The 22,834-nt window shown below is 73.1% G+C and carries 18 protein-coding genes and 1 pseudogene; 4 read left to right on the top strand and 15 right to left on the bottom strand.

The genetic code is table 11. The features are described from left to right. Positions 1–51 precede the first annotated feature (51 nt). From ACFY3L_RS12415 to ACFY3L_RS12395, 5 genes and pseudogenes are all read right to left on the bottom strand, one after another. The gene (locus ACFY3L_RS12415) at positions 52–696 is read right to left on the bottom strand and encodes a hypothetical protein (protein WP_389321990.1); all 645 of its coding nucleotides are present in this window, start codon (positions 694–696) and stop codon (positions 52–54) included. 89 nt (positions 697–785) lie between these two features. Then, entirely contained in the window at positions 786–1,856 is a 1,071-nt protein-coding gene (locus ACFY3L_RS12410; protein WP_389321988.1) for a D-alanine--D-alanine ligase family protein, read from the bottom strand. After that, the gene (alr, locus tag ACFY3L_RS12405) at positions 1,849–2,952 is read right to left on the bottom strand and encodes an alanine racemase (protein ID WP_389321986.1); all 1,104 of its coding nucleotides are present in this window, start codon (positions 2,950–2,952) and stop codon (positions 1,849–1,851) included. The genes ACFY3L_RS12410 and alr overlap by 8 nt, the downstream gene beginning before the upstream one ends. Positions 2,953–3,018: 66 nt before the next feature. Continuing rightward, a complete protein-coding gene (locus ACFY3L_RS12400) occupies positions 3,019–3,759 on the bottom strand; it encodes an ABC transporter permease (protein WP_389321985.1) in 741 nt (246 codons plus the stop codon). Between the two features lie 53 nt (positions 3,760–3,812). Then, a pseudogene (locus ACFY3L_RS12395) lies at positions 3,813–4,466 on the bottom strand (ABC transporter ATP-binding protein); the annotation flags it as partial. A gap of 133 nt (positions 4,467–4,599) precedes the next feature. Between ACFY3L_RS12395 and ACFY3L_RS12390 the strand changes: the two are divergent. Together ACFY3L_RS12390 and ACFY3L_RS12385 are read left to right on the top strand one after the other, a co-directional pair. Next, positions 4,600–6,429: a histidine kinase gene (locus ACFY3L_RS12390; RefSeq protein WP_389321984.1), complete on the top strand. Its 1,830-nt coding sequence runs from the start codon at positions 4,600–4,602 to the stop codon at positions 6,427–6,429. Continuing rightward, positions 6,393–7,034 carry a response regulator transcription factor gene (locus ACFY3L_RS12385; RefSeq protein ID WP_344503318.1) on the top strand — a complete coding sequence of 214 codons (642 nt, stop codon included), beginning with the start codon at positions 6,393–6,395 and terminating at the stop codon, positions 7,032–7,034. The genes ACFY3L_RS12390 and ACFY3L_RS12385 overlap by 37 nt, the downstream gene beginning before the upstream one ends. Here the strand turns inward: ACFY3L_RS12385 and ACFY3L_RS12380 are convergent. The 5 genes from ACFY3L_RS12380 to ACFY3L_RS12360 form a co-directional block, all read right to left on the bottom strand. Further along, positions 7,002–7,943, bottom strand: coding sequence for a WxcM-like domain-containing protein (locus ACFY3L_RS12380; RefSeq protein ID WP_389321982.1), 942 nt, complete (start codon positions 7,941–7,943; stop codon positions 7,002–7,004). The genes ACFY3L_RS12385 and ACFY3L_RS12380 overlap by 33 nt on opposite strands. After that, positions 7,943–8,908 carry a glycosyltransferase family 2 protein gene (locus ACFY3L_RS12375; protein WP_389321980.1) on the bottom strand — a complete coding sequence of 322 codons (966 nt, stop codon included), beginning with the start codon at positions 8,906–8,908 and terminating at the stop codon, positions 7,943–7,945. Before ACFY3L_RS12375 ends, ACFY3L_RS12380 begins: the two co-directional genes overlap by 1 nt. 3 nt (positions 8,909–8,911) lie before the next feature. Further along, positions 8,912–10,015, bottom strand: a complete 1,104-nt coding sequence (locus ACFY3L_RS12370) for a DegT/DnrJ/EryC1/StrS family aminotransferase (RefSeq protein WP_389321978.1) — start codon at positions 10,013–10,015, stop codon at positions 8,912–8,914. Beyond that, positions 10,012–12,303: a hypothetical protein gene (locus ACFY3L_RS12365; RefSeq protein ID WP_389321976.1), complete on the bottom strand. Its 2,292-nt coding sequence runs from the start codon at positions 12,301–12,303 to the stop codon at positions 10,012–10,014. Before ACFY3L_RS12365 ends, ACFY3L_RS12370 begins: the two co-directional genes overlap by 4 nt. Positions 12,304–12,402: 99 nt before the next feature. Then, positions 12,403–13,803, bottom strand: coding sequence for a hypothetical protein (locus tag ACFY3L_RS12360; protein WP_389321975.1), 1,401 nt, complete (start codon positions 13,801–13,803; stop codon positions 12,403–12,405). A 90-nt stretch (positions 13,804–13,893) separates the two neighbouring features. On the opposite strand from ACFY3L_RS12360, the gene ACFY3L_RS12355 reads away from it, so the two are divergent. Beyond that, positions 13,894–14,913 carry an ROK family protein gene (locus tag ACFY3L_RS12355; RefSeq protein ID WP_389321973.1) on the top strand — a complete coding sequence of 340 codons (1,020 nt, stop codon included), beginning with the start codon at positions 13,894–13,896 and terminating at the stop codon, positions 14,911–14,913. A 1-nt stretch (position 14,914) separates the two neighbouring features. On the opposite strand, the gene ACFY3L_RS12350 is transcribed toward ACFY3L_RS12355, so the two are convergent. After that, complete coding sequence (locus ACFY3L_RS12350; protein ID WP_389321971.1) at positions 14,915–15,478, bottom strand: hypothetical protein; 564 nt, start codon at positions 15,476–15,478, stop codon at positions 14,915–14,917. Between the two features lie 59 nt (positions 15,479–15,537). Here ACFY3L_RS12350 and ACFY3L_RS12345 point away from each other — a divergent pair, with 59 nt between their 5' ends. After that, positions 15,538–16,431: a pirin family protein gene (locus tag ACFY3L_RS12345; RefSeq protein ID WP_389321969.1), complete on the top strand. Its 894-nt coding sequence runs from the start codon at positions 15,538–15,540 to the stop codon at positions 16,429–16,431. On the opposite strand, the gene ACFY3L_RS12340 is transcribed toward ACFY3L_RS12345, so the two are convergent. The 4 genes from ACFY3L_RS12340 to ACFY3L_RS12325 form a co-directional block, all read right to left on the bottom strand. Then, complete coding sequence (locus ACFY3L_RS12340) at positions 16,428–19,334, bottom strand: RICIN domain-containing protein (protein WP_389321967.1); 2,907 nt, start codon at positions 19,332–19,334, stop codon at positions 16,428–16,430. The genes ACFY3L_RS12345 and ACFY3L_RS12340 overlap by 4 nt on opposite strands. An 89-nt stretch (positions 19,335–19,423) precedes the next feature. Beyond that, on the bottom strand, positions 19,424–20,413 hold the full coding sequence (locus tag ACFY3L_RS12335) for a hypothetical protein (RefSeq protein WP_389321966.1): 990 nt from the start codon (positions 20,411–20,413) through the stop codon (positions 19,424–19,426). 90 nt (positions 20,414–20,503) lie between these two features. Then, positions 20,504–21,067, bottom strand: a complete 564-nt coding sequence (locus tag ACFY3L_RS12330; protein WP_389321964.1) for a sigma-70 family RNA polymerase sigma factor — start codon at positions 21,065–21,067, stop codon at positions 20,504–20,506. 99 nt (positions 21,068–21,166) lie between these two features. Further along, a complete protein-coding gene (locus ACFY3L_RS12325; protein ID WP_389321962.1) occupies positions 21,167–21,889 on the bottom strand; it encodes a hypothetical protein in 723 nt (240 codons plus the stop codon). Between the last annotated feature and the right edge of the window lie 945 nt (positions 21,890–22,834).

The following is a 22,834-nucleotide window of genomic DNA, read 5'->3' as shown; positions in this document are numbered from 1 at the left end:
AAGGACCTCGGCAAGGACCTCGGCCCACGAAAGGGCCGTGGCCGGCCGTGATCAGTCCGTGCGGACGCCGCAGATCATCCAGTCGCCGTCCTCTTTGACGAGGGTCACGGAGATGTTGACCGACTGGGTGCGGTCCGAGTCGGGGTCGTGGAGCGTCACCCGCGCCCGCACCTCGGCAGAGTTCCGGCCCTTGGTCTCGCTGAGGATCTTCCAGTCGAAGGTCGTCTTGTCGTCATCGTCGTCGTCGACGTAGTCGCTGCCCCTGAGCGCCTTGGGCCGCTCGGAGGAGCACACCATGTCGACGACGGCGGCGCGGTCACGGTCGTTGACCGCGTCGAGGTAGCGCTCGGTCACGTCGGTCGGGGAGTCGACGAGGACCCGCTGGACGAAGAACCAGCCGCCGACGACCACGACCAGCAGCGCCAGGAACGCGCCGGCGATGAGCAGCACCCACTTGCCGGACCCGGACTGCTGACCACCGCTCCCGACCGGCTGGAGCTGCCCGGTCGGCGGGAACCCGGGCGGTGGCACCTGATACCCGGGCTGCGGATAACCATCAGGCTGCGGATAGTCAGCAGACTGCGGATAACCAGCAGACTGCGGGTAGGCAGCGGGCTGCGAGAAGCTGGGCGACGGCGGTTGGTAGCCCGGTGGCTGGTACGGCTGCTGCGGATCTCCAGCGGGTGGATACGTCACCGGGAACTGCCTCCTATGACCGACGCGCGACGGCCATCGTATCGAGGCCCGCCCCATCGCCGCCGACCCGAAGAACCCGCGGAAGCCGCTCAGGACTCCAGCGCGGGCCTCGGCTGCCGGGCCAGGGCGGTCGCGATGAGGACGTCGAGCAGCGCCGGGTAGTCCAGGCCCGCGACCCGGAACATCTGCGGGTACTGCGAGACGGCGGTGAAGCCCGGGAACGTGTTGACCTCGTTGATGACCGGCTCCGTGCCGTACCGCAGGAAGAAGTCGACCCGCAGCAACCCCCGGCATTCGAGGGAGCGGAACGTGCGCACCGCGAGGTCCTGGAGCCGCTCGATGATCGCCGGCTCCAGCTTCGCCGGGATGTCGAAGATGGTCGTCGGGTCGAGGTACTTGGCCTCGTAGTCGAAGAACTCGTGCTTGTCGGGGAAGCTGATCTCCAGCGGCGGCCCGACCTGCAGGGAGCCGTCGGGGTGCTCCAGGACGCCGAGGTCGACCTCCCGCCCGTGCACCATCTCCTCGACGAGCACCTTCGCGTCGCTGGCGCGGGCCTCGGCGAGGGCGTCGTCGAGGTCGGCCCAGTCGTCGACCTTGGACACGCCGAGGCTCGACCCGGCCCGGGACGGCTTGACGAACACGGGCAGCCCGAGCCGCTCGCGTTCGGCGGGTGTCACGGTGCCGGTGCCGCCGCGGAGCACGACGCCGTCGGCGACGGGTAGGCCGTCGGCGACGAGGAGCCGCTTGGTGAACTCCTTGTCCATGCCGGCGGCGCTGGCGAAGACCCCGCTGCCGACGTACGGCAGGCGGACCATCTCCAGCACGGACTGGATGGTGCCATCCTCGCCGTACGGACCGTGGATCGCGGGGAAGACGACGTCGCACTCGCGCATCGCGCCGATCGCCTCGGCGAGGCTGGCGAGCGCGGGCGTGTCGGTCTCCTTGGTCAGGTCGAGGAGCCCTTCCAGGTCGAGGCCCTCCGGTGACGCGGCGTCGGGGCCGAAGACCCACGTGCCGCCGGGGGTGATGCGCACGGGCACCACGTCGTAGCGGGACCGGTCGAGGAACCGCACGATGCTCAGGGCCGATTTGCACGAGACCTCGTGCTCGCCGCTGCGCCCTCCAAACACGACGGCGACGCGGACGCGACGATCAGCCATGCACGTGCTCCTTACCGAGGTACGTTCGCGGGACGCGGGCGCCGATGCCCGTCAAGATCTCATGCGGGTTGGTCTGTGCCCAGGCCGCCCACTCTTCCACGGTCGGCTCGGCCCCGTCGCCCGGCCCGAACAGCACGATCTCGTCACCGAGGGCGACGTCGAGGTCACCAGCGTCGGCGACGAACTGGTCCATCGCGACCCGCCCGGCGATCGGGCACCGCCGGCCGCCGATCGCGACGGCGCCGCGGTTGCTCAGCAGGCGCGGCACGCCGTCGGCGTATCCGGCCGGGACCAGGACCATCGTGGTGTCGCGGTCCGTCACGTACTGGTGGAGGTAGGACACCCCGGTCCCGGGCGGGACGCGTTTGACGTTGACGGCGCTGGCCCGCAGCGTCATCGCCCGCCGCAGCCCGGCGGTGACCCCGTCGATCGGCTCGACCCCGTAGAGCGCGAGCCCGGCCCGGACGAGGTCGTAGTGGGTGGCGGGCAGGTCGATGATCCCGGCGGAGTTCGCGAGGTGCCGCAGCTCCGGCTCCAGCCCGGCCTTCGCGGCGACCGCGAGGGCCTCGTCGAACCGTTCGAGCTGCAGCGCCACCGACGGGTTGCCGGGGTCGTCGGCGGCGGCGAGGTGCGACCAGATCCCGCGGACCCGGATCGTGCCGCGCCGCTCCAGGTCGGCGGCCCGCGTCACCAGGTCGGGCCAGTCGGCCCAGGCGACCCCGTTGCGGGTCAGCCCGGTGTCGACCTTGAGGTGGACGGCGGCGCCGGCCGGCATCGACTCCAGGTGCCGCGGCGTCGACACCGACAGGTCGACGTCGTTGCGGACGGCCCACACGAAGTCGTCGCCGGTGCCGTACAGCCAGGCGAGCGTCGGCGCGCCGATCCCGTCGGCGCGCACGGCGCGGGCCTCGGCGATGGAGGTCACCCCGAGCCAGGTGGCACCGCTGGCGAGCGCCGTGCGGGCGACCGGTAGCAATCCGTGACCGAACCCGTTCGCCTTGACGACGGCCATCGTCTGGGCCCGTGGGGCGGCGAGACCGGACAGGAGCCGCGTATTGTGCGCCACGGCGTCAAGATCGACGACCGCCTCTGCCATTGGTTGCACCCGCCACCCCCTTGTCCCGCCGATCATAGTGGTCACCGTGCGTCACCGCAGTGTCGGTTAGGTGGCACGGTAGAGGCGGACGGACAGTCCACCGGCGATCAGGCAGGTGGCGGCGAGGACCGCCAGGTGCAGCGGGCGCGGGGCGTCGCCGGCCCACGCGGCCTGGATCGCCTGCCGGAACGCGCCCAGCGGCGTCCAGTCGCCGACGCGGCGCAGCGCCGGCGGGAGCTGCTCGGCCGGCACGTACAGGCCGGCGAAGAACGCGGACGGGAACCACAGCGCGAAGGCCCAGCCGGTCGCGGTCTTGGCGCTGCCGGCCGCGGCGGCGACGAGCAGCCCGACGGGGAACAGGCCGAGGACGCCGAGCAGCAGCACGGGCAGGACCAGCGGCAGGTCCGGCAGCCGCATGTCCATCAGGGTCACGCCGACGGCCAGCGTCAGCGCGGTCGAGACGAGCACGACGGCGCCGTTCATGAGGACCTGCGCGCCGAGCAGCGCCGACGGCTTCACCGGGGTCGTCGCGAAGCGGCGCAGGATGCCCTTCTCCCGGTACGTGGTGAGCACCACCGGCAGCATGAAGAACGCGACCATGGCGAGGGACACCATGACCGACATCGACGGCAGGACGGTGTCGATGCCGCGGTGCCCGCCGAGCGCGGCGTCGGGGACGCGGGTGCCGGGCGACCAGCCGAAGACGAGCAGCAGCGCGACCGGCAGCAGGACCGTGAACAGCGGCGGCGTCACCTCCCGGAGCATGAGCCGGGTCTCGACGACCGTGAGCCGGGTCAGGGTGCGCATGATCAGCCCTCCAGAGCGGACGTGAGCGAGACGAAGGCGGACTCCAGCGAATCGGCGCGGCCCGTCAGCCCGGCCGGGGTGTCGACGGCGACGGTGCGGCCGGCGTCGATGACGGCGATCCGGTCGCAGAGCCGCTCCGCCTCGTCCATGAAGTGGGTGACGAGCAGCACGGTGACACCGCGGTCGCGGATGTCCTCGATGAGCCGCCACGTCTCCCGGCGGGCGTGCGGGTCGAGGCCGGTGGTGAGCTCGTCGAGGACCGCGACCTCCGGCGAGCCGACCAGCGCCAGCGCGATCGACATGCGCTGCTTCTGCCCGCCGGAGAGCCGCTTGTACTGCTGGTTCGCGTGCTCCGCCAGGCCCAGCGACGCCAGGAGCGCGGCCGGGTCGGCGGGGTCGCGGTAGAACGAGGCGAACAGGTCCAGGGCCTCGCGGACCCGGATCCGGTCCGGCAGCTGCGACTCCTGCAACTGCACGCCGAGCCGCTCACGCAGCGCCGGGTCGCGGGGGTCGAGGCCGAGGACGCGGACCGTGCCGCCGTCCGCGGGCCGCAGGCCCTCGATGATCTCGACGGTGGTGGTCTTGCCGGCGCCGTTGCGGCCGATGACGCCGAAGATCTCGCCGCGCTCGACGGTGAACGACACGTCCCGGACCGCGTGCCGGTCGCCGTAGCGCTTCTGCAACTGGTGGACGTCGATGACTGCCATGCCGTTGATCGTGCGGGATCGGGCCGGCGGGCAGAATGACGCTGGGCACCGCAAGGGGGTGCACCTAACCCCACCCCCCGGACGGCGGCCAGGGCCGATGTGGGAGGCGCACCATGACGCGAGACTGGGCGGCATGACCTGGGTGAGGGGTGTGACGCGCAGCGGCGTGCTGCTGGGTGTCGCCGTCGTCGTGTTCGTGCAGTTCCTGCTGACGCTGGTGATGCTGCTCCCCGGTGTCCTGCTGGGCCTGGTCTTCCTGATCCCGCCGCCGGTGCTGTACGGGCGGCGGCTGACCAACCGCTGGCGGGCGATGTTCGCCGCGTGGACGGGGCGCGCGGTGCCGGAGCCGTACCGGCCTCCGCCGGCGGACCCGGAGCCGGACGCCGACGGCATGTACCGGCACGACGCGACCCTCTACAAGACGCCGCGCCTCCCGAGGTTCTTCCGCCGCCTCGACTGGCTGATGAAGGACCCGGCGACGAAGCGGGACCTGGTGTGGCAGCTGCTGTTCCCCGTCGCCGTCCTCGCGGTCGTGCCGGTGGGGCTGCTGGTGGCGCCGTGGACGGTCCGGGCCGTGGGGGTCTGGTCGGCGTGGATGCTGGCGCCGATGGACCCGGCCCGGGCGGCCAGGAAGCAGACCCGCGGCGAGCGCACCCAGCGGCGGCTCCTGGCGTGGGGGCGGGCCGCGCTGCTGGTGTGCTGCGCCGCCCTCGAGGTGGTGCTGCTGGCGTTCAGCCTCGTCTGCTTCACGCTCGGCTTCGGCCTCGGGTTCGTCTTCACAATCCCCGTCGCGGTCTCGCACTTCCGCTGGCTGGCGAACCTGCGCCGGCAGTTCGCGCGGTGGGGCGGGGTGGAGGTGCCGCGCCCGTACGAGCCGGAGCTGCGGCCGCACCGCCGCCCCGACGGGCTGCTGCAGGTGCGCAACAACCTGTACAAGACCGAGTCGATGGCCGGGTTCAACGCCCGCTGGCTGTGGACGTGGCACGACGTCGCGTCGTGGCGGGACCTGGTGTGGCTGGCCGTGGACCCGGTCGTCACCGTCGCGCTGCTCGGGCCGCCGGTCGCCGCCGCGGTCTACGGCGCGTTCGGCCTGGCGCTGCCGTGGCTGTGGACGACGGTGTTCGACGCGGAGTGGTCCGCCTGGTACGGCGCCTGGGACGGCAACCGGACCGCCGGCCTGATCATGGGGGTGTGCCTCGTCGCGGTCGGGCTCGTCACCGCCGGGCGGCTCGTCACCCTCCACGCGCGGTGGACGGCGCTGCTGCTGCGCCCGACCCGCGAGGCGGCGCTGCGCCTTCGGGTGGAGCAGCTCACGCGGAGCCGTGCGGACGCCGTCGACGCGCAGGCCGCCGAGGTCCGCCGGATCGAGCGGGACCTGCACGACGGCGCGCAGGCGCGGCTGATCGCGGTCGGGCTGACCCTCGGCGCGATCGAACGGCTCATGGACACCGACCCGGCGGCCGCCAGGCAGCTGGTCAAGCAGACGAAGGAGACCGCCGCGGCGGCCCTGGAGGAGCTGCGGGACCTGGTCCGCGGCATCCACCCGCCGGTGCTGTCGGAGCGCGGCCTCGCCGACGCCGTACGAGCCCTCGCCCTGGACCTCAGCACGGACACGGCCGCCGACGTGACCGTCACCGGCACATTGCAGGGAAGGCCGCCGGCACCGGTGGAGTCCGCCGCCTACTTCGCGGTCAGCGAGCTGATCGCGAACGCGACCCGGCACGGCGGCGCCGCGGCCGTCACCGTCGCGCTGGGCCACGAGCACGGGCTGCTGCGGGTCGTGGTCACCGACGACGGCACCGGCGGCGCGGACCCGTCGCGGGGCACCGGCCTGCGCGGCATCGAACGCCGGTTGGGTACCTTCGACGGGACCCTGGCCCTGCACAGCCCGCCCGGCGGGCCGACCGTCGCGACGCTGGAGCTGCCGTGCGTGTTGTCCTCGCCGAAGACCTCTACCTCCTGAGGGACGGCATGGTCCTGCTGCTGCAGAGCCACGGCTTCGAGGTCGTCGCCGCCGTCGACACCGGCCCGGCGCTGCTCGCGGCGCTGCTGGAGCACCGCCCGGACGTCGCGGTCGTCGACGTGCGGCTGCCGCCGAGCTTCACCGACGAGGGGCTGCAGGCGGCGCTCGCCGCCCGCCGGGAGGTGCCGGGCCTGCCGGTGCTGGTGCTGTCGCAGCACGTGGAGCAGCTGTACGCGCGGGAGCTGCTCGCCGACGGCACCGGCGCGGTCGGGTACCTGCTGAAGGACCGCGTGTTCAACGCCGACCAGTTCGTCGACGCGGTCCGCCGGGTCGCCGCCGGCGGGACCGTGATGGACCCGACGGTCATCGCGAAGCTCGTCGCCCGGCCGTCGCCGGCGACGGGCACGCTGACGCCGCGGGAGCGGGAGGTGCTGACGCTGATGGCGGAGGGCCGCTCCAACGCCGCGATCGGCAAGCAGCTGTTCCTCAGCGACAGCGCCGTCGGCAAGCACATCGCCAGCATCTTCGCCAAGCTCGACCTGCCGGTGTCCGACGACGACAACCGGCGGGTCCTAGCCGTGCTCGCTCACCTGCAGAGCGGCTGAGACGAACTCCGCGTGGTCGCGGATGTAGTCGGCCGCGTCGTAGTAGTGCGACGCGAAGACCAGCAGCGCGGCGTCCGGCGAGTAGCGGAACTGCGTCGCCCACGTCATCGGCGGCAGGTACAGGCCGGTCGCGGGGCTGTCCAGGAGGAACTCCTGCCGGACGACGCCGTCGTCGGCGACGACGCTGCAGCGGCCCTTCACGCAGATCAGGAACTGGTGGCACTCGCGGTGCGCGTGCTGGCCGCGGACCTTCTCGTTCGGCACGTCGAAGACGATGAAGTAGCGCTTCACCGGGAACGGGATGTCCCGCTCGAACTCCCCCACCGACAGGTTGCCGCGCAGGTCGTGCACGTAGTCGAGGCGGTGCACGGTGACCCCGCGGACCTTGGTGTCGTTGACCCGCTCGCCGGTCTGGGTGTCGTGCGGCTCCGCCGGCACCGGCGCGGCGTCGACGTAGCCGGTGAGGCGCGCCGGGTTGCCGACGACGATCGCGTACGGCGGCACCGACCGCGTGACGACCGCGCCGGCGCCGACCATCGCGTGCCGGCCGATCGTGACCCCCGGCAGGATCGAGGCGTTCGCGCCGATCGACGCGCCGGTCTCGACCGTCGTGCGGGCGAAGGCCTCCGGGTACTGGCGGCTGCGCGGCATCCGGTCGTTGGTGAACGTGACGTTGGGGCCGACGAACACGTCGTCCTCCAGCGCCACGCCGTCCCACAGCTGCACGCCGCACTTGACGGTGACCCGGTCGCCGACGACGACGTCGTTCTCGACGAACACCCCGTCGCAGATGTTGCAGTCGGCGCCGATCCGCGCGCCCGGCAGCACGTGCGCGAACGCCCAGATGCGGGTGCCGTCGCCGATGGCGGTGCTCTCGCACAGGGCGTTGGGGTGGGTGAAGTACGACATCAGCGCTGTCCTCCCAGCTGGACCACGACCTTCTGCGAGCACGCGTACTGCAGCTCCCGCGCCACGACGGCGAGGGGCCGGCGTTTCGTGTTCTCGTAGCCGCGCCACGCGTATGAGCCGACGACACCGAGCCCGAGCGCGTTCACGCCGCCGAAGAACAGCACGACGAGGATCGTCGCCGCGTAGCCGGGCACGTCGAACAGGCCGGCGAGGCGCGCGGACAGCACGACCACGCCGAGCACCACCGACACCAGCAGCCCGAGGATCCCGGCCGCCATCAGCAGCCGCACCGGCAGGTCCGTGAACGCGAAGACGCTGTCCATGAGGTACGTGACCTTCTTGCGCAGCGTCCAGCCGGAGCTGCCGCTCATGCGGGCGCGCCGGGTGTAGGCGACCTGCTTGCGGCGGAACCCGAGCCAGAACAGCATCGCGACGAGCGACGTGTTCGCCTCCTCGCAGGCGAGCAGGCAGTCGCGGAACGCCTGGTTGCAGCCGAACATGTCGACGCCGCCGCTCGGCATCTCGCGCACGACCATCCGCCGGTACAGGCCCCAGAACAGCTTCGACGCGATCCTGCTGCCGAGCGGGTCGGCGCGGCCCTCGCGGGTGCCGACGACGACGTCGAACTCGTCGGTCGCGAGGGTCCGGAAGAACTCCAGCGCGAGCTCCGGCGGCTCCTGCAGGTCGGCGGCCATGACGGCGAAGTACTCGCCGGTGGCGTGCCGCAGGCCGACGCGGATCGCCGCGAACGACCCGAAGTTGCGCGACAGCAGCACCAGCCGTGCCGGGAACCGCTGCGCGGGCAGCAGCGACTGCAGCAGCTCCGCCGACCGGTCGGGGCTGCCGTCGACGACGAAGACCGCCTCGAGGGCACCGGCCAGCGCGTCGTGCAGGTCGCCGACCGCGGCGAGCAGGTCGTGGATGGTGTCCTCGTTGCGGTACACGGGGACGATGAGGGAGTACACGGCTCAGCCCTCCCCGTCCCCGGCGCCGAACGCGTTCACGGCGGCGGCGACCCGGTCGACCTGCTCCGCCCGCAGCTCCGGGTGGCACGGCAGGCTCAGCACCTCGGCGCACAGCCGCTCGGTGACCGGCAGCTCCAGCCCGGCGAACCGGTCGCCGTGCACCGGCTGGCGGTGGTCGGGCAGCGGGTAGTGGACGTCGTGCGCGACGCCGTGGGCGCGCAGGTGTGCCGACAGCGCGTCCCGGTCGGCGCAGCGCAGCACGTACAGGTGGCCGACGTGCCCCGGCGCGTCCACCTCCGGCAGGGTCAGCTTCGGGTGGCGGATCGCGTCGCGGTACCGGGCGGCGACCGCGACCCGCGCGGCGTTCCAGCCGTCCAGGTGCGGCAGCTTCACCGACAGGACCGCGGCCTGCACCTCGTCGAGGCGGCTGTTGCGGGCCGGGCCGGTCACCTGGTGGTACTTGCGGTCCCAGCCGTACTGCCGCAGCCGCCGCACCCGCTCGGCCACCTCGGCGGAGGCGGTGACGACGGCGCCGCCGTCGCCGAGCGCGCCGAGGTTCTTCGTCGGGTAGAAGCTGAACGCGGCCGCGTCGCCCCACGCGCCGGCCCTGCGGCTTCCGGAGGGACCGTCGAGGGACGCGCCGTGGGCCTGCGCGCAGTCCTCGACGACGGCGGCGCCGTGCCGGTCCGCGACCGCGCGGAGCGCGGGCATGTCGGCGAGCCGGCCGTACAGGTGCGTGACGAGGACCGCGTCGAACGTCTCCCGGTCCAGCAGCTGCGGGTCGAGCGTGGCGGTGTCCTCGTCGACGTCCACGTAGACGGGTTCGGCGCCGAGGGCGAGCAGGGCGGTGGTGCCGTAGCCGCCGGCGTTCGCGACCAGGGCGACCCGGTCGCCACGGCCGACGCCGACCCCGGCGAGGGCGAGCTCGATCGCGTCGGTGCCGTTGGCGACGCCGACGGCGTGCGGCACCCCGCAGTAGGCGGCGAACGCCTCCTCGAACCCGGCGACCTCCCGGCCGAGGACGAACCACCCGCTGTCGATGACCCGCCGGACGGCGTCGGTGAGGGCGCCGGCGAGCGGCGCGTGGTGGGCGGCGAGATCGTTCATGTCACCTCATAGACCGTGAGCTTTCCGGCCCGGAAGCGCTCCTGGGCGTGCGCGCCCAGGTCGCCGACCGGCCCGGCGGTGGTGTCGGCGACCAGCCAGCGGACCTGGTACCGGTCGCGGAGGACCCCGATCGTCGCGGGGCCGGGGTCGGTGAACGCGGCGTCGTTCCCGGCGAGCCGCGCGGGGTCCCAGAAGCCGGCGAACCAGGGCAGCACCCCGTCGTCGGCGGCGCGCTCGTACGTGCTGCTGGTGAAGCCCCAGCCCTCGACGAGGACCCGGTGGCCGCTCGCCGCGGCGAGGGCGAACCGCCGGTTGTCGCACGTGCCGCCGGCGGGGGTCACCCCGAAACAGTGCGCGTTGGTGGCGAGCAGGTCATCGGGTGCGGCGTGGCGCCGCAGCCAGCGGCCGGCGTCCCACGTGTCGCGGTCGATGGCGCTGGTACGGCCGTCGCCCGCGACCTGCTCGGAGGGCGGGACGGCGCGCCAGCCGCCCCTGGCGGTGTCGGTGACGACGGCGGCGGTCTGGTCGTAGGCGGTGGACAGCCCGAACCCGGCGCACATCGCGATCGCCACCGCCAGGATCCGCCCGTCGCGCCGGATCAGCCCGGCGGCGACGACCACGACGGCGAGGGCGGCGAGCACGGCGTACGGGCGGCTGAGCTCCCACCCCAGACCGCTCCCGGCCGGCGGTTCGCCGGTGGTGGTGCGCAGCAGGAAGACGACCGTGGTGCCGGCCACCGCGGCGAGCGCGAGGAGCCCGCCGCGCGCCTGGGTCATCGTCCCGGCGGTCGCGGCGAGCCCGGCGACGGCGGCGAGCGCGAGGTACGGCCGGGCGGACACGATCAGGTAGGACTGGGATCCGCCGGGGTGCCCGAACAGCAGCACGCCGCCCATGCCGCCGGCGCCGATCGCGGCGAGCAGCAGCACCGGCGCGTCCAGGACCCGCCGGCCGAGGGCGAGGCCGCCGCCCCAGATGAACAGCCAGCACAGGACGGTGATCGCGGCGGCGACCCAGGCGTGCGCCGCCGGCGTGCCGGGGCCGGTGTACCCGGTCCAGGTGCCGGCGACGGTCGCGAAGCCGTTCATGGTCGCCAGGGGCTCGACGACGAGGCTCTGGCTGGCGCCGCCGCCGTACAGCAGGACCGTCGAGGCGGCGGTGAGCACGCCGGTCACGACGGTCGCGAACAGCGCCGGCCGGTGCAGGCCGCGGCGGGCGACGAACCGGACGGCGACGACGAGGACCAGCGCACCGGTGAGCAGCGGCAGGTACGGCGCCTTCGCCCCGGCGAGCCCCACGAGCAGCAGCACGACCAGCGCCCACCGGCCCGTGGCGGAGCCGGCCGCGGCGCCGTCGAGGATGTCGAGCAGCAGCAGGACGACGGCGGCGAAGAGCAGGGCGCCGAACGTCTGCGTCGGGCTGGTCCAGGCGACCAGGCGGTAGACGGAGCCGTCCTCGTAGGGCCCGAAGCCGAACCAGCCGTCGGGGTGCGGCCAGCCGTACGGGTCTGGGGCGAGGACGAGCATCGTGACGACGGCGGCGACCGGGCCGGTCCACCAGCGGCCCGCGACGCGCCGGGCGAGGACCGCGACGAGCAGCAGGGTCCCGGCGAACATCGGCAGCGGGGTGAGCCGGACCAGCAGCGCGAGGGGGTCGATACCGGTCACCCAGCTGGTGGCGGCCATCTCCGGGTAGACGAACCAGTGGTACACGAGCGGCTCGCCGGACACCCAGGGCGCCTGCATCGGCATGTGCTGCTTCGCCTCGGCGACGAGCGCCAGGTGGAACGGGGTGTCGGCGTCGAGCGGGCCGGTGACGGGCCAGCCGAGGCCGTGGAAGCGGAACATGCGGACGCTGCGCAGGCAGAACACGCCGACGACGGCCAGCATCGACCAGGACCACAGCGCGGGGGCGCGCTCCCCGGAGCCCCGCCAGGCCTTGCGCAGCCGCGGCACGAGCAGGGACGCGCCGATCATCCCGGCGGGCCAGGCGAGCACCAGCAGCGGCACCCCGGCGGCGCGGGCGGCGATGTACGTGAGGACCTCGGCGACGTAACCGACCGCGGCGCCGGCGACGACGTCGGCGACGAGCCAGCCGGACCGGCCCAGCAGCACCCGCCACAGCAGCAGGCCGGGCAGCACGACCCCGGCGGTGAGCCAGCCGGCGAACGCGAGCGTGGTGGGCAGCGCCACCCCGTAGAACCGCAGCATGAACGCGATCCCGGTGAGGCCGGCGGCGAGCGGGAGCAAGGACGCGAGGGCGGCGCCGCGCGGCCGGCGGCCGGGGGTCACGGATGGCTCGTCCGGACCGGCGCCAGGGTCACGTATCGCGTCCAATGTCGTGGTCACTGCACCGCCCAACGCCGCGGGCGCCGGGCGCGTCGCGCCGTTTCACCCGTTCGCGGCGCACACCGCCGGGGTCGCGGGACCGGGCGGCAGCGGGTGCGCGACCCCCAGGGCCGCCACGGCGGACACGGCGGCCGCCGCGACCAGCACCACCACCGCGAACCGGACGGGCCGCGGGCGCGTCCCGCCGGAGCCGCCGGCCGGCCCGGTCAGCAGCGCGCAGCCGGCCACCGCGAGCAGCACGAGGGGCAGCGCGAAGCGGGTCTCGGTGGCCGACGTCATCAGCGACGCGCAGACACCCGCGGCGAGGACCGCGAGGGTCCGCGCCCCCGGCGTGCGGCACGCGGCGACGATCCCGGCGGCGACGATCAGCACGACCGGCACCGTCAGCTCGTAGTGTTCGGCGGTCGCGGCGGCGCTGTACGGCGTCGACCACGACCACGCCAGGGCGGCGGCGACCTTCTCCGCGAGGAACAGCGCCGACTCCGGCAGGTTCGTCAGCAGCGCCCGGACCAGTCCGCCGGTCGAGGCGGCCAGGCGCCCGTCGACCGCCGCCGCCATCGACGGGTCGCAGTAGAACTGCTGCGGTGCCCCCGCCGCCGGCTCGATCGTGTCGTAGCGCACGACGTACGACGCGTATCCGGCCTGGAACCCGGCGAGGTCCGCCGTGCCCGGCGGCGTCAGTCCCGGCGCCGACCCGCGCAGCGCGTTGAACGCCACCTGCGGCAGCGACCCGGCGACCACCCCGGCCGCGAACCACAGCGCCGGCCACCGGCGGGTCACCACGACGACCCCGCCGAGCGCGGCCAGGGGCAGCAGGTAGGCGGGCCGCAGGTTGACCGTCACGCCGGCGGCCACCCCGGCGAGCCCCAGGCACCACGCCGTGCCGGCGCGCAGCGCATCGGCTCGCGGCGCATCGGGTCGCAGCGGGTCGGGTCGCAGCGCATCGGCTCGCGGCGCGTCGGGTCGCAGCGGGTTGGAGCGCAGCGGGTTGGGTCGCAGTGCCAGCCACACCGCGGTCAGGAAGGCGGCGACGGCGGGCAGGTCCATCAGCGGAAACGGCGCGAACCTCGCCGCGACGAGCCAGGTCAGCGGCGCACACACCCACACGGCGGCCGGGCGGGCGGCGATCCGGGGCAGCAGGAACCCGCCGACGAGCGCGACCAGCAGCGCGTTCTCCAGCAGGACGGCGTACCGGCCGGCGCCGGTGACCAGGTGCTCGGCGAGCGCGGCCGGAGCGTAGACCAGCGGTGTCAGGGCGCCGCGGAAGTCGAGGTCACCCACCCGGACCGTGTCCGCGGCGGTGAAGAGGGCGAGCGAGCCGTCGAAGTAGTGGGCCGCGTCGTAGACGAACCCGCCGGCCGGCCCCTGCGCGGCGGTTGCCGCGAGCAGCGCCGCGGCCGGCCACCACCTGACGAGGTGCCCCTGCCGCTCCAGCACCGCCATGAAGATCCGAACGATCGAGGTGCCCGCCGGGTCACGGGGTGCGGTACCGTGTTCGCCGCTGACCTTCGATCTCGGTGAGGAGCAGGACCGATGGGCACGGCAGAGGATTGGGTCGTCGTCGGCCTGGACAACGGCGGCACCGCCAACAACGCCACGGTGCTCTCCCATGACGGGGCGTTCCTGGTCGACGGCCTGGTCGAGGTCCCGAGCCGGGTCCTGGAGGGGCCGGCGATCGCGGTCGAGGCCCTCGCCGGCGCGTTCGAGAACATCCTCGCGGTGACGAAGACCGACCGGTCGCGGGTCGCGGCGGTCGGCCTCGACACCCCCGGCCCGGCCACCGCCGACGGGGTCATCTCCTCCAAGGGCTCGACGAACTTCTCCCAGCAGGCCTGGTGGGGCTTCGACTTCCGCGGTGCCCTGGAGCAGCGGCTCGGGCTGCCCGTCATCTACAACAACGACGGCAACGCCGCCGCCCTCTACGCGCACCACGTGCACTTCGGCGCCGACGCGACGCAGCGCTCGTCGGTGTCGGCGATCGTCGGCACCGGGCTTGGCGGCGGCGTCATCGAGCAGGGCAACGTGGTCAAGGGCGCGGCCGGGATGGCCGGCGAGCTCGGCCACGTCCACATCCCGATGCACGGCCTGCTCGAGGAGGGGCAGCCGCTGCCGTCGTGCGGCTGCGGGTTCCTCGGCGACGTGGAGAGCGTCAGCTCCCTCACCGGCATCGTGCGCAACCTGCTGCCGTACTGGCTGACCCGCTTCCCGGACCACCCGCTGCACCAGGCCGACTCGATGAAGGCCGCCGCGAAGCAGGTCCGGTCCTTCGCCGAGCAGGGCGACGAGCTGGCGCTGCGCATCTTCGACCAGCAGGCGATGGGGCTCGGGCGGCTGTTCACGATCGCGGCGAACTTCACCGACCCCGACTGCTACTTCGTCGGCGGCGGCGTCGTGGAGGCCGCGGCGCACTTCCGCGAGTGGTTCCTGGCGAAGGTCCGCGAGTACACGCTGCTGCGCGAGGAGCAGTCGGCGGTCGCCACATTCGCCCTCGTGCCGGACCGCGACATGGCGGGTGCCCGGGGCGCCGCGATCGCGGCCGCCGCCAGCCTCTGACTCACGCCTGGTCGACGGGTGCGGGGGCCCGGGCGACGTTCTCGCCGACCTGGGCGAGGACGCCCTTGTCGTCGCGCTGCCAGCGGCGGCCGCGGCTGTCGGTGAAGCGCAGCTCGACGTGCATGTCGGCGGACGGGGCGAGCCGGATCGTGCCGTCCTCGTTGATCCGGTCCCGCTCGACGGGGCCGTCGGTGTTCTCCTCGTCGAACCCCGCGTACACCTCCGGCTGCTCCGCCGGCGGCACGATCCGGACCCGGCGGATCGCGGTCCAGGCGGCGGGCGGGTCCCGGAACACGATCTCCAGGTCGTAGACGGGTGTCTGGCCGGCGTTGCGGATCGCGGCGCCGACCACGCCCCGCGTGATGATCTTCTCGAACGTCTCGCGCTCGCTGACCGCCCACGCGCACACCCGCTCGGCGTCGGCCCGCGCCTCGGCCAGCTGGTATGCGGAGAGCAGGTCGGCGGCGCCGGCAACGGCGCGCTGGACGCCCCGCAGCGCCTGGAACGCGAGGAACACGGCCGCCCCGGCGACGAGCATGGCGAGGGCCGCTACGACAAGTCCCATCACAACGGACAAATTACCCGTCCGTGGTTGCCGCCGGGCCGCGGAGAGAGAATCGGACGATGGAACTCCTCGAAGGCCGCGACGTCCCGCTGGGCCGCCACTCGGTGGTGCGGCGGACCCTGCCGAACAAGGTCCTCCGGACCGTCGGCGCATGGTGTTTCCTCGACCACTTCGGGCCCGAGGAGGTCACCGGGCGGCCGGGGATGCGGGTCCCGCCGCATCCGCACATCGGCCTGCAGACGGTGACATGGCTCTTCGACGGGGAGATCCGGCACCGCGACAGCCTCGGCTCCGACGTGCTGATCCGCCCCGGCGAGCTCAACATCATGACGTCGGGGCGCGGCATCGCGCACTCGGAGGACTCCCCCACCGCGAAGCCGCCGCTGCTGCACGGGGTGCAGCTGTGGGTGGCGCTGCCCGACGGCGCGCGGTGGCAGCCGCCGCGCTTCGAGCACCTCTCGGACCTTCCCGTGGCGGAGTCCGCCGGTGTACGGATGACCGTCGCGGTCGGCTCGCTGGGCGGGGTCACGTCGCCGGCCGTGGTGCACAGCGAGCTGGTCGGTGCCGAGGTGCGGCTCGCTGGTCGTACACCGGCGGAGATCGCGATGAATCCGGCGTTCGAGCACGGGGTGGCCGTCACCGACGGGAGCGTGCGGGTCGAGGGCCTCGACGTCGTGCCCGGCTCGCTGCTGCACCTGCCCGAGGGCCGCTCGTCGCTGCGCCTGCAGTCGGAGGGCGACGCGCGGCTGTTCCTCATCGGTGGCGTGCCCCTCGACGAGGACCTGGTCATGTGGTGGAACTTCGTCGCGCGCTCCCACGAGGAGATCGTGGCAGCGCGCGACGAGTGGCAGGCGGGATCTTCCCGGTTCGGGGTCGTGCCGGGTGGTCAGGAGCCGCTGCCGGCGCCCGCGTTGCCCACCACCCGGCTGCTGCCGCGTCCCCGGGCTCGTTAGAGCAGCCGCCACAGGTGGTCGGCGGTGCCGTTGTCGTCGAACTGCACGACCTGCGCGGAGTTGGCCGTCGACATGCCCGAGACGCCGAGCACCTTCATGCTGTGCTGCACCTGGATGCGGACCCAGCCGTCGCCGTTGTCGATCAGCCGCCACAGGTGGTCGGCGGATCCGTTGTCGTCGAACTGCTGGACGAGCGCGGAGTTGGCCGTCGACATGTTCTGCACGGCGAGGACCTTCCCGCTGTTCTGGTTCTGGATCTTGTACCAGCCGCCGCCGGCGTCGACGAGGCGCCAGTTGTGGTCGGCGGTGCCGTTGTCGTCGTACTGCACGACGTTCGCGCTGTTCGCGGTCGACATGCCGGCGACGCCGAGCACCTTGAGGCTGTTCTTGTTCTGGATCCGCTTCCAGGCCACCGGCGTCGTGGTGCCCTCGACGCGCCACTCCAGGATGCCGGCCGACACGCCGGCCTTGAGCTGCACGGCGAGCCGCAGCGCGGTGGTGCTCACGGCGGTGAACGTCACCCGGTTGAAGGTGTTCGTCGCGGTACCGTACGCCGACGCGCCGCTGACCGGCACCCACGCGCCGCTCGCGTCGCGGTACTGCACCTGCCACGACTGCGGGGTCCGGCACTGGCCGGTGCCCGTGTCGTCGAACCAGTACACCGACACCGCGCCGGTCGTGATCGCGCTCGCGTAGGTCAGCTGCACCCACTCGCTGGTGCCGAGGTGGTCCCAGAACGTCATCCGCGGGATCGACTGGTCCGCTGAGCTGCTGGGGATCTTGCCGTCGTTGATCGCCGCGACCGAGTCGCCGCTCCAGCAGTGCGACGCCGACGGGGTCGCCGGGATGACCCAGTCGACGGCGTCGGCACCGTCGCTGACCCGCGGGAACGTGGTGATCCTGACCCGCTGCGCCCCCATCGGCAGCAGCTGGACGGTCTCGTTCGGCTGGCTCGAGCGGGCCGGGCTCTGCTGCAGCGTGCGCACCACGCCCTCGGCGTCCGCCTGCCAGTTCGGGATCCTCCGCGCGGTGACGCTCAGGGAGACCGGCGCGCCGTCGCGGGTGAACGGGTTCGCGGCCAGGGGCCCCGGCTTGCGGGCCACCGTCACCTGCGGGTTCGCCGGGTCGATGAGCAGGCCGTAGTTCCACGGCGAGTTCGCGTACACCTCGTTGGCCGGCCACGCGTCGGTGCCGCCGATGCGCTGCCAGCGCTCCGCGATCGACAGCGAGAACGTCAGCGGGCCGTTGTCGACGCTGACCGCGTTGCCGTTCTTCGCCCAGGTCCGCACGGTGGTGCGCATCGGCAGGGTGACGGTGACCTTGTCGCCGTTGTTCCAGGTCTGGTCGACGATGACGAACGAGCCGGCCTCGACCGTGCCGGTGACCACGGTGCCGTTCACCCGCACGACCGCGCCGGTGCTCCACTTGGGGATCCGCAGGTACAGCGGGAACGCCACCGCGCCGGGAGTGCCCATCGTCAGCGTGATCGTGTCGCTGAACGGGTAGTCGGTGTCCTCGGTGACGGTGACCGTGGTCGCGTCGGCGCCGACCTTCGCGGTCACCTGCGAGTTGCCGTACATCGCCGCGCACAGGCCCTTGTCCCAGGTCGCGAACCACAGCTCCTGCGCGTAGTACGGCCAGCCCATGCCGTAGTTGTGCGGGCAGCAGCGGTAGTTGTGGATGCCGAGCAGGTAGGCGAGCATCGGGAAGCCGTTCTGGAACTGGCCCTGGGTCAGGGTCGCGTTCGTCAGGCCGATGCTGTTGGCGCACGTGATGTAGTGGATGCCCTGCTGCGCCGGGTCGAGCGAGGCGGGCAGCAGGTTGAACGCGAGGTCCTCGCACCGGTCCAGCCAGATCGAGTCGCCCGTCATCCTCGCGAGCATCTGGTGGCTGTGCATGAACTCGACGATCCCGCAGGTCTCGAAGCCCTGGCGCGGGTCGGTGTACCCGGGGCGGCAGTTCTCGTCGCCGGCGAACCCGCCGCCGGGGAAGTTGCCGTAGAGGCCCATGACGGTGTCGTAGTCGCGGTACGTGGCGGCCGGGAACTTCGGGTCCGGGTCGAGCAGGCCGAACTGCGCCGGCTCGCGGAAGCCCTGCGCCAGGTTCACGTTGTGCCAGTTGGGGATGCCGTTGGTGTAGTCCGCGGAGCCCGCGTGGATCTTCCGCACCAGGTCGAGCAGCCACGTCTCGCCGGTACGGTTGAACAGCCAGTACACGCTGTCGATGTTGTCGCCCCAGCGCAGGGCGGCCCAGCTGCGGTTGAACACGGCGGCGGGCTGCGCGTTCTGGAACTGGAAGTACTTGCGCATGAACGTGTTGACCCGGTTGTCGGGGGTGCCGTTGCGCTCGTTGTACTCGGCGTGGGAGCGGATCGCGTCCAGCAGCGGCATGTGCGGCCAGAAGTCCGGGCCGCCCTCCAGGCTCGTCCGCAGCGCGTTCGGCCCGAAGAAGCCGTCGGCGGCCTGGTTGTTGATGATCCCGTCGATCCACTGGCGGGCCAGGGTCAGGATCCGGGTGTTGCCGGTGACGTAGCCGAGGTCGCCGAAGCCGCGCAGCCAGTAGGGCAGCTCCTCCCAGGCGCCCTTGGTCTTGTCGACCCACCCGCAGTTGTTGAGCTGCAGGTAGTCGGACACCTCGGGCATCCTGCCGCAGAGGCCGTCGGCCTCGATGTTGAGCTGTGTGCGGAGCCAGCCGCGGGGCTGGACCGCGCCCGGTGGCAGTTTCAGGAACGCGGTCGCCTTCAGCGGGGCGAGGTTCGGCCAGTAGTGGCCGCCCCGGGCACCGGGCGTGACGGTTTTCGCCGTGCGCACCGCTGCGCTGGCGGGGCTGGCGACGGCGGTGGACATGGCGATCGCGCCGCCGGTGAGGGCGACACCGCTCGCGACGAACGTTCTGCGGTCCATGGACCGGGCTCCTTTGCTCCTGGCGGGGAACATCGATGCCCGATTATGCGCAGTAACGCGCCTTTATGAAAGAACTCGTTTTATTTTGTTTAGTTCTCGCTGTCGCTTGTGCGGTCTTCCATGGGGGTGCCTTTCACGGGGGTCCTGTACCAGCTCGTCGCTCCACCGGCCAGCAGCCCGAGGCCGCCGGCGAGCGCGCCGGCGACCGCCCACCTCGACCAGCCCGGGCCCGCGAGGGCGCCGTTGCTGAACACGCCGGCGTCGGCGAACCCGGTCATCACCGCGAGGCACGCCCCGCCGATGGCGGCCACGAGGTTCGCGGCACTCTTCCTCAGTGCCAGCATCCCGGCCGCCGCGAGCACCCCAACCCCGGTGAGCAGCGGCCACAGCCTGGCCAGGAGCTGGGTGCCGAGGTTCTCGGCCGGCGACGTGGCCAGCTGCGCGCTCACGACGATCCAGGCCACCACGACCGCACCCGCCACCCCGGCGACCACCGCCAGGGCGATCCGTGACCTGGGCGTCGCCAACCCGATCGCCACCGCGGCGAGGAGCGCGCCGGACCACCACCAGCCGGTCGCCGGCGGCTCGGCCTTGGTGATGACGCCCCGGATGATGCCGGGCGTGCTGCCGTCGATCTCGAGGGGGACGCTCCACGCCCTGGCCGGCAGCTCCCGGGCCCGCTCGTCGTGCCAGCGCACCGTGCGCTGCCTGGACACCTGGTGCCACGCCGGCTCCGTGGTCGCGCCGCCTTTCGCGGTGCCGGTCAGGGAGCGGCTGGCCACCCAGGTCGGCGAGCTCCGGTTCTCGGCCACCCCGTCCCCGGAGATCCTGAGGAACGGCTCCCCCTGCATGCCGAGCACGACCACCGTGCGGTCCGACTCGCTGCGCAACTCGAGGCGGGCGCCGCCCTCGACGGCCCGCACGGTGACTCCCGGCTCAGACACCGAGGCGACGCTCACCACGTAGTCGACGGCGGCGGGGGCGTCGGCCCCGTGCGCCCCGGCCGGCGCGATGTACCCGAGCGCGGCGAGAACCCCCAGCACCACGGCCACCGCTGCTCTCGCTGCTGACCGCGTCATCGTCTTGCTGCTTGCGTCATCCACTGGCTTGCTGTTCGCGTCGTCTTTCCTGCTTGCTGTTCGTCCTGGCATTCGTCCTGGTGCTCGCGGTCATCCGGCTCGTGCGGCGGCGATCGCGGCGACCAGGTCGGCGCGGGCGCGGGCGACCCTGGACCGGATCGTGCCCACGGGGACGTCCTCGATCTCGGCCGCTTCGGCGTACGACAGCCCGAGCACCTGTGTCAGCACGAACGCCACCCGCCGCTCCGCCGGCAACCCCGCGACCAGGTCGGCGGCCGCGTGCAGTCCCGCGTGGTCGCCTCCCGCCGGCTCCTCCGGCTCCGCCGCGACCCGCGCCTCGAGCCGCCGCCCGCGCACCGCGGCCCGCACATGGTCGGCACACGCCCGCCGGGCGATCGCGAGCACCCACGTCCGGGCACTGGACCTCCCGGCGAACTCCGGCAGCGCCCGGAACGCCCGCAGGTAGGTGTCCTGCGTCACGTCATCGGCATGCCCCGCCCCGACCAGCGCGGCGACGAACCGCCACACCTCCGGCTGGGTCAACCGAACGAACGCCCCCGCCCCGCCCCGGTCACCGCCACGGGCGGCCAGCAGCGCCGCCGTCGCCGGGTCCGACGTCGGGTCAGCTGCCTCCACGCCGGCCTCACCAGTCACGCGGGGAAGCCTAACGCCCTTTCCTGCCAATAGCCCCACCGCCTCGCCCACCGTCCCATCCAGTGACCGTCATCTACGCCTCACGCAGTTCGGCCGATCTCAGACGGGCCGATCGGTCTCAGACGGGTCGGCCGGGTCCGAGGGTGGACCGCTCGGAACGGCCGCCGGCGAGCTCTCCCGAGCCTGCCCCGTCCTGCCTCTGCGCCGGCGCACCACCTCGGCCCCGATCAGACCCGCGATGACCAGGACGGACAACGTGACCCAGAGCGGAGCAAGGCTACCCGCCGAGGACTCCCCGTCACCTGCCTGGCCGTCCGCCACGGCCCCGCTCGCCGGGATCAGGCACGCGACCTCCACCGCCTGCACACTGGCGTCGGTACTACCGGCCGACGGGACGAGCGCCTGACAATGCCCCTCGACCGGCGCCCCGAGGTCGACCGCGACACGCCACGCACCCGCGGGCAGGACCCCGCTCCACGTCTGCGTCCCCCGCTCGTCGCCCGTCTGCGTCAGCCGCTCCCCCACGATCGCCGAAGCCTGCCCACTCCCCGAAGCTCCGGGAGACGCCCCCGCAGGACTCGCCGACAGCGTGACGACCGTCGGCTCGTTGATCGGATGCCCGTCCTGCCACTGAGCGGTGATCCACACCGACCCCCGCCCATCCGAGTGGATGACGACCGAAGCCCCACCATGCGCACCCGCCGGCGAACCCCAACCGAACACCAGCACCACCGCCAGCACCAGCCCCGCCGCGACCCGCCGCCCCACACCCAGACCTCGACCAGCAGGCGAACGCCGGCCCACCGCCAACTCCTGCCCCACCGTCAACCTCCGTACCACAGCACCCATCCCCGCCGACCACCTGCGCGTCATTCCGCCCATGCCGCCCGCCACAGCCAAGCCTCGCCCCACAGGGGGCCGCCGATCCGCGCGGCCAGCCTCTGTCCTGCCTCTGGCTCCTGTCCTGTGCCCGGCCTCTGGTCCGCACTCGGCCTCTGAGCCGCACCCGGCCTCTGAGCCGCGACGGGCACCAGCACCATTCCGAAGCCGTGCCCGACACTCGAACGCCGAACCGAATCTGACCGGCGGCCGTCGATCCTCTGCGCCGCACCGGCCGCCGCCCCAGCCATGGCAAGAAGTCGACCCTCAGCACGGCGCCGCCCCGCAGAAGGCTTCTCGCCCGCGCACAGTCGCCGCGCCGCACCTGCCACCGCAGCCACAACAAACGCTCGCCCGACAGGACGGCACCGGCCCGCAGGCCGCCCATCACCGGCGTCCCGCCTCTGCGCCGCACGGGCCACCGCGGCCACAGCTACGCCTCGGAGCAGACCCAGCCGCCCCCGCACACGACCCGCCCCTCGAACAGCGACCAGCAGCAGCCCCGCACCTGCCCTTCGGACCACACCCCGTCCCTGCCCCGCGACACCGGCCGACCCGGCGACGCCAAACCGCCTCGCCAACGCCGCGAGCAGCACGGACGCGGCAACAGCACACCACCCGGGCAACGCCACGAACGGTCCCAGCGCCGCCACCCGAAGCCATCCGAACAGCGCCGCGAGCGGTCCAAGCACGCCAACGGCAAACCATCCAAGCAGCGCCACGAGCGGCACGGACGCGGCAAGGGCAACCCATCCGAGCGGCGCCGCCAGCAGACCGAGCCCGGCAACCACGGACCATCCGAGCAACGCCGCGAGCGGCACCGGCGTCGCCACCCCAAGCCATCCGAACAGCGCGGCGAGCGGTACAAGAGCGGCAACGACGAACCGC

This window comes from Dactylosporangium sp. NPDC000521 (assembly GCF_042898305.1).
GTDB lineage: Bacteria > Actinomycetota > Actinomycetes > Mycobacteriales > Micromonosporaceae > Dactylosporangium.
The sequence above is the reverse complement of the archived record's forward strand: the minus strand, read 5'-3'. Positions and strand labels throughout refer to the sequence as shown.